14 protein-coding genes are annotated in these 13,545 nt (G+C 63.2%); 10 read left to right on the forward strand and 4 right to left on the reverse strand.

Annotated elements, in window-relative coordinates:
• The first annotated feature begins 22 nt into the window (after window positions 1–22).
• From FJ940_RS18310 to FJ940_RS18330, 5 genes are read left to right on the forward strand one after another with little or no spacing between them, the layout of a single operon-like run.
• Complete coding sequence (locus tag FJ940_RS18310) at window positions 23–970, forward strand: FliM/FliN family flagellar motor switch protein (RefSeq protein WP_140566253.1); 948 nt, start codon at window positions 23–25, stop codon at window positions 968–970.
• 17 nt (window positions 971–987) lie between these two features.
• The gene (fliN, locus tag FJ940_RS18315; protein WP_140496205.1) at window positions 988–1,374 is read left to right on the forward strand and encodes a flagellar motor switch protein FliN; all 387 of its coding nucleotides are present in this window, start codon (window positions 988–990) and stop codon (window positions 1,372–1,374) included.
• A 43-nt stretch (window positions 1,375–1,417) separates the two neighbouring features.
• Window positions 1,418–2,431: a flagellar motor switch protein FliG gene (locus FJ940_RS18320; RefSeq protein WP_140513630.1), complete on the forward strand. Its 1,014-nt coding sequence runs from the start codon at window positions 1,418–1,420 to the stop codon at window positions 2,429–2,431.
• Window positions 2,432–2,440: 9 nt separating this feature from the next.
• Window positions 2,441–3,523, forward strand: a complete 1,083-nt coding sequence (gene flhB, locus FJ940_RS18325; RefSeq protein ID WP_140496203.1) for a flagellar biosynthesis protein FlhB — start codon at window positions 2,441–2,443, stop codon at window positions 3,521–3,523.
• The gene (locus FJ940_RS18330; RefSeq protein WP_140496202.1) at window positions 3,520–3,954 is read left to right on the forward strand and encodes a hypothetical protein; all 435 of its coding nucleotides are present in this window, start codon (window positions 3,520–3,522) and stop codon (window positions 3,952–3,954) included. Before flhB ends, FJ940_RS18330 begins: the two co-directional genes overlap by 4 nt.
• Here FJ940_RS18330 and FJ940_RS18335 read toward each other — a convergent pair whose 3' ends face one another.
• The 4 genes from FJ940_RS18335 to FJ940_RS18350 form a co-directional block, all read right to left on the reverse strand.
• Entirely contained in the window at window positions 3,955–4,725 is a 771-nt protein-coding gene (locus FJ940_RS18335) for a helix-turn-helix transcriptional regulator (RefSeq protein ID WP_140513628.1), read from the reverse strand.
• A complete protein-coding gene (locus tag FJ940_RS18340) occupies window positions 4,722–5,432 on the reverse strand; it encodes a helix-turn-helix transcriptional regulator (protein ID WP_140496200.1) in 711 nt (236 codons plus the stop codon). The genes FJ940_RS18335 and FJ940_RS18340 overlap by 4 nt, the downstream gene beginning before the upstream one ends.
• A 476-nt stretch (window positions 5,433–5,908) precedes the next feature.
• The gene (locus FJ940_RS18345; protein WP_140496199.1) at window positions 5,909–6,940 is read right to left on the reverse strand and encodes a histone deacetylase family protein; all 1,032 of its coding nucleotides are present in this window, start codon (window positions 6,938–6,940) and stop codon (window positions 5,909–5,911) included.
• 22 nt (window positions 6,941–6,962) lie between these two features.
• Window positions 6,963–7,616, reverse strand: a complete 654-nt coding sequence (locus tag FJ940_RS18350; protein ID WP_140560339.1) for a TetR/AcrR family transcriptional regulator — start codon at window positions 7,614–7,616, stop codon at window positions 6,963–6,965.
• Between the two features lie 246 nt (window positions 7,617–7,862).
• Here FJ940_RS18350 and FJ940_RS18355 point away from each other — a divergent pair, with 246 nt between their 5' ends.
• The 5 genes from FJ940_RS18355 to FJ940_RS18375 form a co-directional block, all read left to right on the forward strand.
• Window positions 7,863–9,542, forward strand: a complete 1,680-nt coding sequence (locus tag FJ940_RS18355; RefSeq protein ID WP_140657412.1) for an amidohydrolase — start codon at window positions 7,863–7,865, stop codon at window positions 9,540–9,542.
• A 153-nt stretch (window positions 9,543–9,695) separates the two neighbouring features.
• On the forward strand, window positions 9,696–10,790 hold the full coding sequence (locus FJ940_RS18360; protein ID WP_140657414.1) for an ABC transporter ATP-binding protein: 1,095 nt from the start codon (window positions 9,696–9,698) through the stop codon (window positions 10,788–10,790).
• Window positions 10,790–11,710: an ABC transporter permease gene (locus tag FJ940_RS18365; protein ID WP_140657416.1), complete on the forward strand. Its 921-nt coding sequence runs from the start codon at window positions 10,790–10,792 to the stop codon at window positions 11,708–11,710. The genes FJ940_RS18360 and FJ940_RS18365 overlap by 1 nt, the downstream gene beginning before the upstream one ends.
• Entirely contained in the window at window positions 11,703–12,503 is an 801-nt protein-coding gene (locus FJ940_RS18370; protein ID WP_140496194.1) for an ABC transporter permease, read from the forward strand. The genes FJ940_RS18365 and FJ940_RS18370 overlap by 8 nt, the downstream gene beginning before the upstream one ends.
• Before the next feature lie 23 nt (window positions 12,504–12,526).
• Window positions 12,527–13,545, forward strand: a 1,019-nt coding sequence (locus FJ940_RS18375) for an extracellular solute-binding protein (protein ID WP_140657418.1), incomplete at its 3' end; no start/stop codon positions are given.

The raw sequence follows: 13,545 nt of genomic DNA on the forward strand, positions 1-13,545 counted from the left end.
ACAGATCGGTGCCGACATTGTCATGACCAGTCCCGGCAGTCCCTCACAAGCGCGCTCCCTGATCATCGAGCGCCTGGTCGGCGACAGCGGCGAGGCCGCCCAGGTCATCGGCGCCGGCCGGGGCATGGCAGAGCGCGCTGCGCCGCTGCTGCAGAAGAGCCTGACCAGTGAGCTTGGAGTTCCGGTCACCGTCGATCTCAGGGGGGTCGAGGTCAGCCGCGTCGCGGAGGCCCGCTCCCGTGCCGGCGATACGTTTGCCATGACCATCGTTGCGTCAGCCACGTCCTCCGATGCCATGACCCTGGTGATCGATGCGCCGGCGATCGCGGTCACGCTTTGCACGCTGTTCGGCGGCGACCCGGAGATGCCGGCATCGCCGATAGAGCGTGATCTGTCGCAGATCGAGGTCGATGTTTCGACCATGATGTTCCAGCAGGTCGCGCAGGCACTGAACGGATCGGGACGACGGTCGCTCGACCTGCGCCTGCCAGTGCCGCGGGCGATGTCGGGCACCGAAGCCAAACGACACGTGTTCCGCGACGGCGCTGCAATCCGCATCGTCTTCGGCATCTCGACGCCGGCCGACAGCGGCACCGTCACGGTGACGATGCCGCAGCGTGTCGTGCTGGCCAGCCGAGACAGCGCTGCTGCCGGCGGCGAGAACGATCAGGGCGCCAGCTGGCGCGCGCGCTTTTCGGAAGAAGTGATGCGCTCCACGGTAGCGCTCGAGGCGACCATGCCGCTGGCCCGACTGACGCTCGGCGATCTTGCCGATTTCGAAATTGGCCAGATCATCGAATTCGAGGCAACGGCGCAATCGCAAGCGCGTCTCGGCGCGCGCGGCAAGACGCTGTTCGTATGCGAGTTCGGCAAGCTGGGACAGAATTACACCGTCCGGATCAAGCATCCCTATGATGCCGGACAGGATTTTATCGACGGGCTCATGCCGGCTGGTGCCGGGCACGCCTGAGCTTTTGGAGACGATGCATGGCCAAGACCAAGGCAGAAGCCGAAATCGACCAGCCGGACGAGCAGCTCGACCGCGCCATCGAGGAATTGCGCGGGGTTCTGCATGAAGAGGAACAGCGCCCCGATATTGCGTTCAAGGCCGCGTCCGCTGCCAATTCGAGCGTCATCATGAACATCCCAGTCGACGTCCAGATCATCCTCGGCAGCACCGAGATGCCGGTGTCCGACCTGATGGCGCTGCAGAAGGGCTCCACGGTGGCGCTCAACCGCCGCATCGGCGAACCGGTCGACGTGGTGGTCAACGGCCGCAGAATAGCGCGCGGCGAGATCACCGTGCTCGAAAGCGACCCGTCGCGCTTCGGCATCAGGCTGACCGAAATCATCGCCGGCACGAAGGGCGCGTGAAGATGCGTCGCGGGTCTTGCCGGCGGCAGCGGGAGCGAAAGGCATGACAACGTCCCTTTCCCTGACGCGTCCGCAGAAGGCGGCCGCCATACTGGTGGCGATGGGCAAGCCGTCGGCCAGCCGCCTCTTGAAATTCTTCAAGCAGGAAGAATTGAAGGCGCTCATCGAGGGCGCCCGGCTGCTCAGGACCATTCCGCAAGGCGATCTCGAGCGCATCGTCGCCGAGTTCGAGGCGGAGTTCACCGAAGGGGCGGGACTGCTCGATTCCGCCGACAGGATGGACACCATCCTCAATGAATCGCTGTCACCCGAAGAGATGAGCGCGATCATGGGTGACAAGAAATTCGAGGTTGCGCCGGAAGGTCCGCCGCCGATCTGGCCCGAGCTCGAGAAGCTCGAGCCGGTGCGGCTTGGTACTTTCCTGGCCGGTGAACATCCGCAGACTGCGGCCATGGTGCTGTCGAAGCTGGCGCCGCAGGCGGCGGCGAGCGTGCTGTTGACGTTGAGCAAGCCGACGCGCGGCGAGATCATCAAGCGCATGGTGACGATGGCCAATGTTCCCGACGCCGCCAGCAGGATCGTCGAAAATCGGCTGCGCACCAGCGTGCTGGCGGAAACCGCGACCAAGGATACATCGGCCGGACAGGCGCGCGTCGCCAGCGTTCTCAACGAATTGGACAAGCCGCTGCTCGAGGAGGTCATGCAGGACCTGGAGGCCGCCGGCACGCCCGATCTCGACGGCGTCCGGGCTCGGCTGTTCTCCTTCGACGATTTGCCGCTGCTTACCCAGAAAGCGCGCGTGCTTCTATTCGACGGGCTGTCGACCGAACTGGTCACGCTGGCGCTGCGCGGCACTTCGGCGATCCTTGCCGAAGCGGCGCTGTCGGCGATCGGCGCACGCTCGCGGCGCATGATCGAAGCCGAACTCGGACAAGGATCCGAAGGGGTTCCCCTCGCCGACATCATGGCGGCGCGCAAGACGATCGTGACGACGACAATCCGGCTGGCGCGCGAAGGCGCGTTCGAGCTTCCCGCGACCCAGAACGCCGCCGCCTAAGGCCGGATCATGGCAGAGGCGGTCGACAAGGATTCCAAAACCGAAGAAGCGACGGAAAAGAAGATCCGCGACACCATCGAACAGGGCAAGCTGCCCCATTCGAGGGAGACCGCGCTGCTGGCCTCCTTCGTCGCCATACTGGTGTTCACCGTCTTCTACGCCAAGGATGCCATTGTCGATCTCGGCATGTTCCTGTCGATGTTCCTGGAGAAGCCGGAAGCCTGGCCGATGGACACCGAGACCGACGTCATCGCGCTCTACAAGATCGTCATGCTGGAGGTGGGCCGTGCCATCCTCAGCCTGCTGGTGCTCCTGACCATCGCCGGCGTCGGTGCCTCGGTGTTCCAGAACATGCCGCAATTCGTCGGCGAACGCATCAGGCCGCAGCTGTCGCGCATCTCGATCGTCAAGGGCTGGAACAGGCTGTTCGGGGTGCAGGGCTGGGTCGAGTTCCTGAAGGCGCTCGGCAAGGTGGGCTTCGCCATCGTCGTGCTCGCCTTCACGCTGTCCGAGGATCACCGCAAGCTGCTCGCCGGCATGATCACCAATCCCGTCGCCTTCGGCCTCGTCATCCGCGGCATCGCGGTCGACATACTGGTGGCGATCGTCTTCGTCATGGGCCTGATCGCGGCGATCGACATCGTCTGGTCGCGCTTCCACTGGAAGCAGGACCTGCGCATGAGCAAGCAGGAGGTCAAGGACGAGTTCAAGCAGTCCGAGGGTGACCCGATCGTTAAGTCGCGGCTGCGCTCGCTGGCGCGCGACCGCGCTCGCAAGCGGATGATGACGGCGGTGCCGCGCGCGACGTTGATCATCGCCAACCCGACGCACTTCTCGATCGCGCTTAAATATGTGCGCGACGAGGATTCGGCACCGCTGGTGCTGGCCAAGGGGCAGGATCTGGTGGCGCTCAAGATCCGCGAAATCGCGCGCGAGCACAACATCCCGATCTTCGAGGACGTGGCGCTCGCCCGCTCCATGTACAAGCAAGTTTCGGTCGATAGTGTGATCCCGTCGCAATTCTACCAGGCCGTCGCCGAACTGGTGCGGATCGTCTACTCGAAAAAGGCTGAGCGCAGACAGATTTCATGAACCGCCAACCGCACGCCAACTCCCGCGAGATCATCGTCGCCAGCGCCATCGAGCAAGTCGTGGCGGAGCTCAGGCTGATCGATGTCGCCGATTATATCGCCTTCATCCGGCTGGAGCATTTCGCCTGCCTGTCGGACCTGGTCGATTCCGCGGCGGAACTGTTCTTCAAGCCGGGCACGCTGAGGCTCGGCCATGGCGGCGAGGCGCATGTCGACTGGAGCGGCAGCCCGCGCATCGTGCTCGATCTCGAGCTTCGGCCGCCCGGCGTCACGGTCTATTTCCAGCTGACGCTGAGCGAAAAAGGCGCCTCGGTCGCGGTCAACTACGTGTCGTTCGAAAAGCCCGGCGAGGACCCCGAGCACAACACCGCCCTGCTCGAGGCGGTGGTCGAACAGGCGCGTATCCGCAAGGTCGAGCCGCTGGCGTTCTAACTATTCGATCAGGCCGAGCCGCAGCGCCTTGGCGACCGCCTGGTTGCGGTTGACGGCGTTGAGCTTCTGGGTCGACTGGGTGAGATACTGGTTGGCGGTATGCACCGACAGTTTCAGCAGCCGCGCTATCTCCTCGCTGGTATTGCCGTTGGCGGTCAGCTTCAGGCATTCGAGCTCGCGCTTGGAGATCGCGCGCGTCTTGCCGACATCGCCCGGACGCATGCGGGCGACAGCGGCGAACAGCGAAAAGCAACGGGCGTGGATTTCATAGAGCGCGTCCTGCGGCAGGGCGATCTCCGAGCCGAGGAAGACGACGAGGCCGCACTGGCCGCGATCGGCGTGGACGGGAAAGGCGATGCCGCTGCTGCCGGGCGCCAGCGGCGCCATCTGCTCGGTCCAGGCAAGGCCGCCGAACATCTCGCTCATGGCCGCCACACCGTCATCCGTCCACCAGCGCGGTTCGGTCGAGATCCTGCTATGGCGCACGATCTCCTCGCCATTGGCGCCCGAGATGAACTTGGTCGCCACCGATATGCCGGGATAGTCGGAATCGAAGCACGGCACCAGCCGCGCCCGCTCGAGCGACGGGCTGACGAAGAACAGGCCGAAGGCCGAGGCATTGATGTCGACGGCGATCCAACGGCAGCGCCGCACAGCATCGGGAATGGTCACGGCGTGATGCGTTTCGGAGCCGAGCGAGAAGGCACCGAACGGATTGCGCTGGTCGTTAAAAAGGGCCTCGGCGGCCTGCTTGACGTCGGCCTGTTTCAAATGATGCCGCTCCTGATCGCCGTGGCGATGGCCATCGCGCGGTTGCTGGCCGCGAATTTCTGGATGGCGTGGGTGATGTAGCTGTTGACGGTGTTGGAGGACACGCCAAGGATGACGGCAACCTCGTCCGTGGTCTTGCCTTCCGAGACCCAGAACAGGCATTCGCGCTCGCGGTCCGACAGCGGATCCTGCATGGCGGCGGCGGCGATCAGTTGCGGAATATGCGAGAGCGCGTAGCAGCACTTCAACTGCGCCTTCATCAGCGCCGGTTGGTCGATCCGACCGGCGGCTGCCGCCGAGAACAGCGCGAACAGGCGTTGGCGGCCGACATTCAGCCTGAGCGAATAGATTTCGGCATGGCCGAGCACGTCGAGCAGACGTGCCTCTTCGCCGGAGACCAGCCCCTCGGCCTGTGGTGCCTGCGCCGACACCAGCGGCCTTGGACGCATGCCCGGCGCGACGGTGAGCGCGCCCTGGGCAAGGCCAGCGATCAGCCGCTTGCCGATCAGTTCGATGGCGTCGAAAATCCAGTTGGACGAGACGATGCGCGCGTCGTTGCGGTCCTGATCGTGGACGATGGCGACCAGCATATAGCTGTCGGCACCGATCTCGGCGGTCAACTCCATGAAAAAGCTGGTGAGATCGCCGCGCGACGTCAGGCGCGAGCCCAATGTGTCGGATTGAAGAAGCGCGGCGGGACTGCTCATTGCTGTTTTTGGCCGGAATCGATGCTGATGTCCGGATGCTGGAGAGCCAGCCGCCGAACCTGAAAACGCGTTACATTTACGAGACACACACAAGCGCGGGGTCGCGCCCGATCAGACGGAATCCATTCAGGGAACGCGAAGCCGTCCGCGTCTGGCGCCGGAATATTCCGGCACGTGAGACTTTGGGTGGTCGCCGCGCCCCCCGAGGACCGGCTGATTCGGGTCTAATCTACCCGTAGATGAATCTGACATCAAACGCGATTTGACAAAATCGAATCGAGTGGACTCAAGCTGCGACTCAGGCGCCGATTTTCGCACGTTTCGGTGCGTGAAAATGTTCGAGCCGTGCAAGCCAGTCTTCTCGGCCGGGGCTGTTTCGGTCGCGCCCACCAAGGGGCTAGAGGATGTCAAAGAGCGGCTGACGCCGCCCTTTTCCGTGGTTTCCCTGAGAGCTGCCGCGCTTCGGGCAGCCGGTGTCACCGGCCCTCGAAGCCGGTCAGCACGCCGACGGCATTGATGCCGATTTCCTCGACGGCGTAGCCGCCTTCCATGACGAACAGCGTCGGCAGGCCGAGCCTGGCGATGCGGCGGCCGATCATGGGATAGTCCGACGACTTCAGCTTGAACTGGCTGATAGGATCCTTCTCGAACGTGTCGACGCCGAGCGAGACGATGACGACGTCTGGCGCGTAGGCGGCGAGCCTGGCGCAGGCGTCTTCCAGCGAGGCGCTCCAGGCGTCCCAGCCGGTGCCGAACGGCATGGGATAGTTGATGTTGAAACCTTCGCCCGCGCCGGCGCCACGCTCGTCGGCATGGCCGAGGAAGAACGGATATTCGACCATCGGGTCGCCGTGCAAATTGAGGACCTGCACGTCGGCGCGGTCGTAGAAGATCTCCTGTGTGCCGTTGCCGTGATGATAGTCGACATCGAGGATCGAGATGCGGCTGGCCCCCTGGTCGCGGAACCACTGCGCGGCAACGGCCGCGTTGTTGATGTAGCAATAGCCGCCCATGAAGCCGGCTCCGGCATGGTGGCCGGGCGGACGGCAGAGCGCGAAGGCGGAGGCTTCGCCGGCCTTGACCAGGCCCGCGGCGGTCAGCGCGACGTCGTAGGAGGACTTGATCGCATCCCATGTTCCTTCGACGAAGGTGGCGCCGCCGTCGAAGGAATAATAGCCGAGCAGGGCGTCGACGCGCTTGGGCGGCACGTCGCCGCGCAGGCCGCGTGTCGGCCAGGTGAAGGGCATGGCTGTGCCTGTGTGGCCCTCGGCGATCCATTGCGGCCAGACCGTCGGCAGGAAATCGACGTAGTCGGCCCTGTGGATGCGCTTGGCGGCGGCAAGATCATGCTCGGCCGGCGCGATGATCGGCCCGAGTTTCTCGCTGTTGACCCGCGCCTTGATGAACTCGGCGCGCGAGGGTTTTTCGAAACCCGGCACGATCGCCGATGTGACCAGTTCCATCTGGCCGGCGTGGCCGGCGTGAAGCGGCGAATAGACAGTCTTCATGAAATTCCTCTCGAATGCGAAATCAGTCAAGGTTGAGATAGGGGGTCACCAGAGCGAGCCACATGGTTTCGACATCGTCCTCGATGAGGTCGTATGTCCGGCGATCCCTTTTCAGGCCGACAAGACGGCAGGCGTGCCCGACCTCCATCATCAGCAGGCCGAGCCGGCTGGCGACCTTGTCTTCGAGAGCCGGGTTCACGTGCCGCAGCCATGCCGCATAGAGGGCGATGATCTGGTCGTCATATTCGTTCTGGATCGGCCTCAGGTCGGCGTTGCCTGAAATCGCCTCGATCACCGGCATCAGGCTGGCATTGTCGAGATAAAGCCTGGAGGTGTCCGTGAAAAGCCTGCGTACCTCCCGCCGAAACTCCTCCCGGTTGGTGGGCGGGTCGACCCTGATGCGCCTCGCGATCACTTCGGGAAAGGATGACAGCCAGCGCCGGGCGAGGTCCAGGAGAATGGCTTCCTTGTTGGGGAAGTACTGGTAGACCGAACCAACCGACAGGCCCGCGCGCTGCGCTATGGCGAGCGTGGTCGGCGTCCTTGTGCCTTGCTCGCGGGTCAGGATCAGCGCCGCGTCGAGGATCCGGTCCACCACCTTGCTCGACCGTTGTTGGCGCGGCTGCTTGCGCGGTTCGAGCGCTATCCTGGTTTTGCGATCGAGACTGCGCTTCACGGCTTGACGTCCTCGTTCCCCGCCCAGTCCCAACATCGGCGCAGAGTGTTGTCCACAATACATTGCAAATTCCGCATGTTGACAAACGCGAATGATTAGTCGCATTCTTTTATCCACGCTGCCTTGGGGATAACAAGGGGAATTTCGAAGACAGCGCGCCGGCATCATCTTTCTCCATCGCCCCTCCCGCGGAGCGGCAGCTCGTGGGCAGTGGTTGTCGGTCTCAGTCAAAAGCGCGGAGTCGCGATGTCGGTCACGGGTGCGGGTCACAAGGCGGATCTGATCGTCATCAATGGTCGTGTGTTGACCATGGACGATGACAATCCGACCGCCGAAGCCGTTGCCGTCAAGGATGGCGCCATCGTCGCTCTCGGCAGCCACGCCTCCATCGAAGAGTTCAAGGGCCCGGCCACCAGGGTCATCGACGCCAGGGGCGGTTCGGTGATCCCGGGTTTCATCGAAGCCCACATGCATCTGTTTTCAGGCGCGGCCGAGCTTGCCCATCTCCAGTTGTCGGGCGTCCACGGTTTCGAGGCGCTGCAAAAGGCGATCCGCGACTACGCGTCGACGCACCCCGATGCCAAGATGCTGGTCGGACAGGGCGTCGACTACACCGTGCTCGATGACGAGCGAGTGACGCGCCATCATCTCGATGCGATCCTGCCGGACCGGCCCTTCGTCATGGCCGCGCCCGATCACCATACGATGTGGGCCAACAGCAGGGCGCTGGATATGGCCGGCATCCTGAATGGGCGCGCGCTTGGCCCCGGCAATGAGATCGTCATGGGCGACGACGGCCTGGCCAATGGCGAACTGCGCGAGGGCGAGGCTTTCGGCCCGGTGCTCGATCTTGCCGGCGAGGGCCGGGTGCGGCTCGGGCTGGCGACGGGCGGCGAGCCAGACCCGATGCCATCGGCGGAAGAACGCGCCGCCGACCGCGACATCATGCGGCGCGGGCTCGCCTGGTGCGCGCGCCACGGCATCACCTCGATCCAGAACATGGACGGCAATCTCTACCAGCTCGAATTGCTGGCCGAGATCGAGGCCGAGGAGGGTCTGTCCTGCCGGGTGCAGATACCCTTCCACTACAAGAATTTCATGACGCTCGACATACTCGACAAGGCCTCGGCGATGGCCGAGCGCTACAATGGCGAGTGGCTGTCGTCAGGCATGGTCAAGGTGTTCTACGACGGCGTGCTCGATTCCTGGACGGCCGTCATGATCGAGCCCTATGCCGACCGTCCCGACTGGGTGGGTGAACCACTGTTCACGCCCCAGCAATTCATCGATCTCGCCGTCGCCGTCGACAGGCGCGGCCTGCAGATCGCCGTGCATTCGATCGGCGACGGCGCGGTGCGCGCCGTGCTCGACGGCTACGAGGCGGCGCAAAAGGCCAACGGCAAGCGCGACAGCCGGCATCGTGTCGAACATATAGAGGTCATCGCGGCATCTGATGTGCCGCGTTTCGCCGAACTCGGCGTGATCGCCTCGATGCAGCCGCCGCATCCGCCCGGCGCCATGGATTTTCCGCTGGAGCCGACCGTGTCACGCATCGGGCCGGCGCGCTGGCCGGTGAGCTATGCCTGGCGCACCCTGAAGAATGCCGGCGCGCATGTCGTGTTCGCGTCGGACTGGCCGGTGTCGCCGATCGATCCGATCCTGGGCATCCAGGCGGCAGTGATGCGCAAACCATGGGCATCAACCGATCCGGACCAGAGCTTCTCGCTGCGTGAATCGCTTGCCGCCTACACGGTCGAGGGCGCCTATGCCGAATTCGCCGAGCACCGCAAGGGCACGCTGAAGCCGGGCTATATGGCCGATCTGGTGGTTTTGTCGGCCGACATCGAAAAGACTATGCCGGCCGACCTGCACAAGGTGCGCCCGGTAACAACGATCTGCGGCGGCAAAGTCACCTACCAGGCCTGACATGGCATGCGGCTTGCCTGCTGAAATGGCGGACTGAAATGACCGACTGAACTGTGATTCAATGCCGGACTTGCCAACCCATCGGCCGTGTGGTCACATCCAACAGGGGAAAAGCTCCGCCAGCAAGAGCGGGGTCAACAGTGAGGCGTAATCGTGCCGGACAAACCGGATCGGAATGCGATTGAAGTAGTAAACGTCAGCAAAATTTTCGGATCGGGTGAGGGGCAGGTCGCTGCCCTCGACAAAGTCTCGGTATCCATCCGCGAAAACGAATTCTTCACACTGCTGGGACCATCCGGCTGCGGCAAGACCACCTTGCTGCGGCTGATCGCCGGCTTCGACTTTCCAACCGCCGGCGAAATCCTGCTTTACGGCCAGGACATCGCGCCATTGCCGCCCTTCAAGCGGCCGGTCAACACCGTCTTCCAGTCCTATGCGCTGTTCCCGCACATGACGGTGGCAGACAATATCGGCTTCGGCCTGGAGATGCTGGGCAAGCCCAAGGCGCAGATCAAGGCGCGCGTTGCCGAGATGCTGAAGCTGGTCAAGATGGAGGCGCTGGCGGGCCGGCGCACCGGCCAGATTTCCGGCGGACAGCAGCAGCGCGTGGCGCTGGCCCGGGCGCTCGCGCCGCAACCGAAGGTGCTGCTGCTCGACGAACCGCTCTCCGCCCTCGACTACAAGCTGCGCAAGGAGATGCAAATCGAGTTGAAGCGGCTGCAGCACGAGACCGGCATAACCTTCATCTTCGTCACCCATGACCAGGAAGAAGCGCTGACGATGTCGGACCGCATCGCGGTGATGTCGTCGGGCAAGATCCTGCAAGTCGGCTCGCCGTGGGATATCTACGACAAGCCTGCCGAACGCTTCGTCGCCGACTTCATCGGCGAGACCAATTTTCTCACCGCGGCCATATCAGGCACCGGCAACGGCAAGGCGCGCGCGACGCTCAAATCCGGCACCACCATCGAGGCGACCGTCGCCGAAGGTTTCCAGCCGAAGGACAACGCCACCGTGGTGGTGAGGCCGGAGCATGCCAAGCTGACCAAGAGTAAGGGCGACCTGTCGGGCACGGTCGACAACATCGTCTATTTCGGCACCGACACGCATATCCATGTCCAGCTCGACAGCGGCGAAGCCTTCACCGTGCGCCAGCAGAACACGCGCAGCGCCGGCTGCGGTTTCGAGCGCGGCGACAAGGTCGGCATCCTGATCGGCAACGACGCCGCGCAAGTGCTGAGGGACTGATGGCCACCGCCGAAGAAGTCGCCAAGACAGCGGAGCGGCGCGACGTCCGCGCCCGCTGGTTGCTGTCAGCGCCGGCGCTGCTGGTCATTCTGCTCGCCGCGACCGGCCCGTTGCTGATCGTGCTCGTCTATTCGTTCCTGACGCCCGGCGCCTATGGCGACGTGAAGTGGCAATTTTCGCCGGAAGCCTGGGTGTCGGTGTTCATGGAACGCGACATTTTCGACGACACGCTGTCGCTGGCGGCCGCCCACGTCACCATCTTCCTGCGCTCGATCAAGCTCGCGGTGGTGACGACGCTGGCGACTTTGGCGCTCGGCTTCCCGACCGCCTATTTCATGGCGACGCGCAGTGAAAAGACCAGAGATCTCTGGCTGTTCCTGATCACCATCCCGTTCTGGACTAACCTTCTGATCCGCACTTTCGCTGTTCTGCAGATCATCCGCAACGAAGGCATCGTCAATACCATCCTTCTGAAGCTCGGCATCGTCTCGGCGCCGGTGCAGATCCTCTACACCGACACGGCGATCCTGATCGGCATGGCCTATGTCTACCTGCCGCTGATGGTGCTGCCGATCTATGCCAGCATGGAAAAACTCGATTTCCGGCTGGTCGAGGCCGGCTACGATCTCTACGCGACACGCTTCAAGGTGCTGCGCAAGATCATTTTCCCGCTGGTCAAACCCGGGGTCATCGCCGGCTCCATCCTGGTCTTCATTCCGGCCCTTGGCGCCTATGTGACGCCGAGCGTGCTTGGCGGCGGCAAGAACATGATGCTGTCCAACCTGATCGAATTGCAGTTCGGACAGGGCCGCAACTGGCCGCTTGGCTCGGCGCTGTCGATCACGGTCATGATCATCGTCATGGTGGCGCTGCTGGCCTATGTGCGCAACGCCGGCAAGTCGGGGGTGCGTCATGGCTAGCAACTTCTCCATCAAGCACCAGCCTGGCTTCACCGCGATCGCGGCAACCTGTTTCGTCGTGCTCTATTTGCCGATCATCGTGCTGGTCATCTACGCCTTCAACGCGGCGAGCTCGACCTCGGAATGGGGCGGGTTTTCGCTCAAATGGTTCCAGTCGGCCTGGCAGAACACGCAGGTCATCGATGCGACGATGCGTTCCTTCCAGATCGGCGCCATAGCGGCGGCCCTTGCCACCATCTTCGCCACAATGGCCGCGCTCGCCACCACGCGCACACCGCCCTATCCCGGGCTGACCTTCAAATACGCGGCCATCAACCAGCCGCTGATGGTGCCCGAAATCGTCACCGGCGTGGCGCTGCTGATCTTCTTCTCGCGCATCAAGATCTTCACCGGCTATTCCGGCCTTGGCTACCTGATCGCCGCGCATACGGCGTTCTGCATCCCGTTTGCCTACCTGCCGATCCGGGCGCGGCTGGAGAATATGGACCTGACGCTGGAACGCGCCGCTGCCGACCTCTATGCGACGCCGTGGAAGACCTTCCGCCGCATTACGCTGCCGCTTTTGTGGCCCGGCATCCTCGCCGGCCTGATGCTGGCTTTCGTCATCTCGCTCGATGACGTCGTCATCACCGAATTCGTCAAGTCGGGCGGCCAGGACACGCTGCCCACCTACATGCTCGGCCAGATCCGCCGCGGCATCACACCCGAGATCAACGCGATATCGACCGCCTTCCTGCTGCTTTCGGTCGCGATCGTCACGTTGTTTTTCTTTGTCAGCAGGAAACGAGACTGAAACCGATAATGGGAGTTAAAACGATGAACTGGAAGACAACAGCGGCCGCCATGGGGTTGGCGTTGCTCGCTTCGACGGGCCTTGCCCGCGCCGACGGCGTGCTCAACATCTACAATTGGGGCAACTACACCAGCCCCGACGTAATCAAGAAGTTCGAGCAGAAATACAACGTCAAGGTGACCATCACCGACTACGATTCCAACGACACGGCGCTCGCCAAGGTTCGCCAGGGCGGCACCGGCTTCGACATAGCGGTGCCCTCGCAGACCTACGTGCCGATCTGGATAAAGGAAGGCCTCGTCCAGGAGACCGATCCGGGCAAGATGGAGAACGCGAAGAACATCGCGCCCGAATGGGCCAATCCTGAATTCGATCCTGGCCGCAAATATTCCGTGCCATGGGCCTGGGGCACGATCGGCGTGGTCGTCAACACCGACGCCTACAAGGGTCCTGCCGACACCTGGGGCATCGTGTTCAACACGCCCGACGAGTTGAAGGGCAAGGTCAATGTCGTTCCAGAGATGAACGACGTCATCTTCGCGGCAGTCAAATATGTCGGCGGCGAGCAATGCACCGACGACAAGGCGGTGCTGAAGAAGGTGCGCGACCTTCTGGTCGCGGCCAAGCCGAACTGGATCGCCATGGAATACAACACCATCGAGAAGATGGGCGCCGGCGACTTCAAGGCGACCAGCGACTGGAACGGCTCGGCGCTGCGCCAGCGCCTGGCCAACCCGGCTATCCACTACAACTATCCGAAAGAAGGCTTTGGCCTGTGGAGCGACAATGTCGTCGTCCTGAAGGAAGCCAAGAATGTCGAGAACGCCAAGTTGTTCCAGAACTTCATCATGGATCCGGAAAACGCGGCCGGCCTCTCGGCCTTCCACCGCTACGCCAATGCCATCACCGGCTCGGAGAAGTATATGCCGGCCGACATGAAGGATGCGCCGGAAGTGGTCATTCCGGCCGACGCCAAGCCGCATGGCGAATTCCAGAAGATGTGCGCTCCCGAAACCCAGGAGATCTACACCAAGATCTGGAC

Origin of the sequence: Mesorhizobium sp. B2-3-7, assembly GCF_006442695.1 — a bacterium.
GTDB lineage: Bacteria > Pseudomonadota > Alphaproteobacteria > Rhizobiales > Rhizobiaceae > Mesorhizobium.

Coding starts and splice junctions, on each gene's coding strand:
- FJ940_RS18355 (WP_140657412.1), top strand. CDS start 7,863: ATGTCGGTCACGGGTGCGGGTCACAAGGCGGATCTGATCGTCATCAAT.
- FJ940_RS18365 (WP_140657416.1), top strand. CDS start 10,790: ATGGCCACCGCCGAAGAAGTCGCCAAGACAGCGGAGCGGCGCGACGTC.
- FJ940_RS18340 (WP_140496200.1), bottom strand. CDS start 5,432: ATGAGCAGTCCCGCCGCGCTTCTTCAATCCGACACATTGGGCTCGCGC.
- FJ940_RS18345 (WP_140496199.1), bottom strand. CDS start 6,940: ATGAAGACTGTCTATTCGCCGCTTCACGCCGGCCACGCCGGCCAGATG.
- FJ940_RS18330 (WP_140496202.1), top strand. CDS start 3,520: ATGAACCGCCAACCGCACGCCAACTCCCGCGAGATCATCGTCGCCAGC.
- FJ940_RS18370 (WP_140496194.1), top strand. CDS start 11,703: ATGGCTAGCAACTTCTCCATCAAGCACCAGCCTGGCTTCACCGCGATC.
- FJ940_RS18320 (WP_140513630.1), top strand. CDS start 1,418: ATGACAACGTCCCTTTCCCTGACGCGTCCGCAGAAGGCGGCCGCCATA.
- flhB (WP_140496203.1), top strand. CDS start 2,441: ATGGCAGAGGCGGTCGACAAGGATTCCAAAACCGAAGAAGCGACGGAA.
- fliN (WP_140496205.1), top strand. CDS start 988: ATGGCCAAGACCAAGGCAGAAGCCGAAATCGACCAGCCGGACGAGCAG.
- FJ940_RS18310 (WP_140566253.1), top strand. CDS start 23: ATGACCAGTCCCGGCAGTCCCTCACAAGCGCGCTCCCTGATCATCGAG.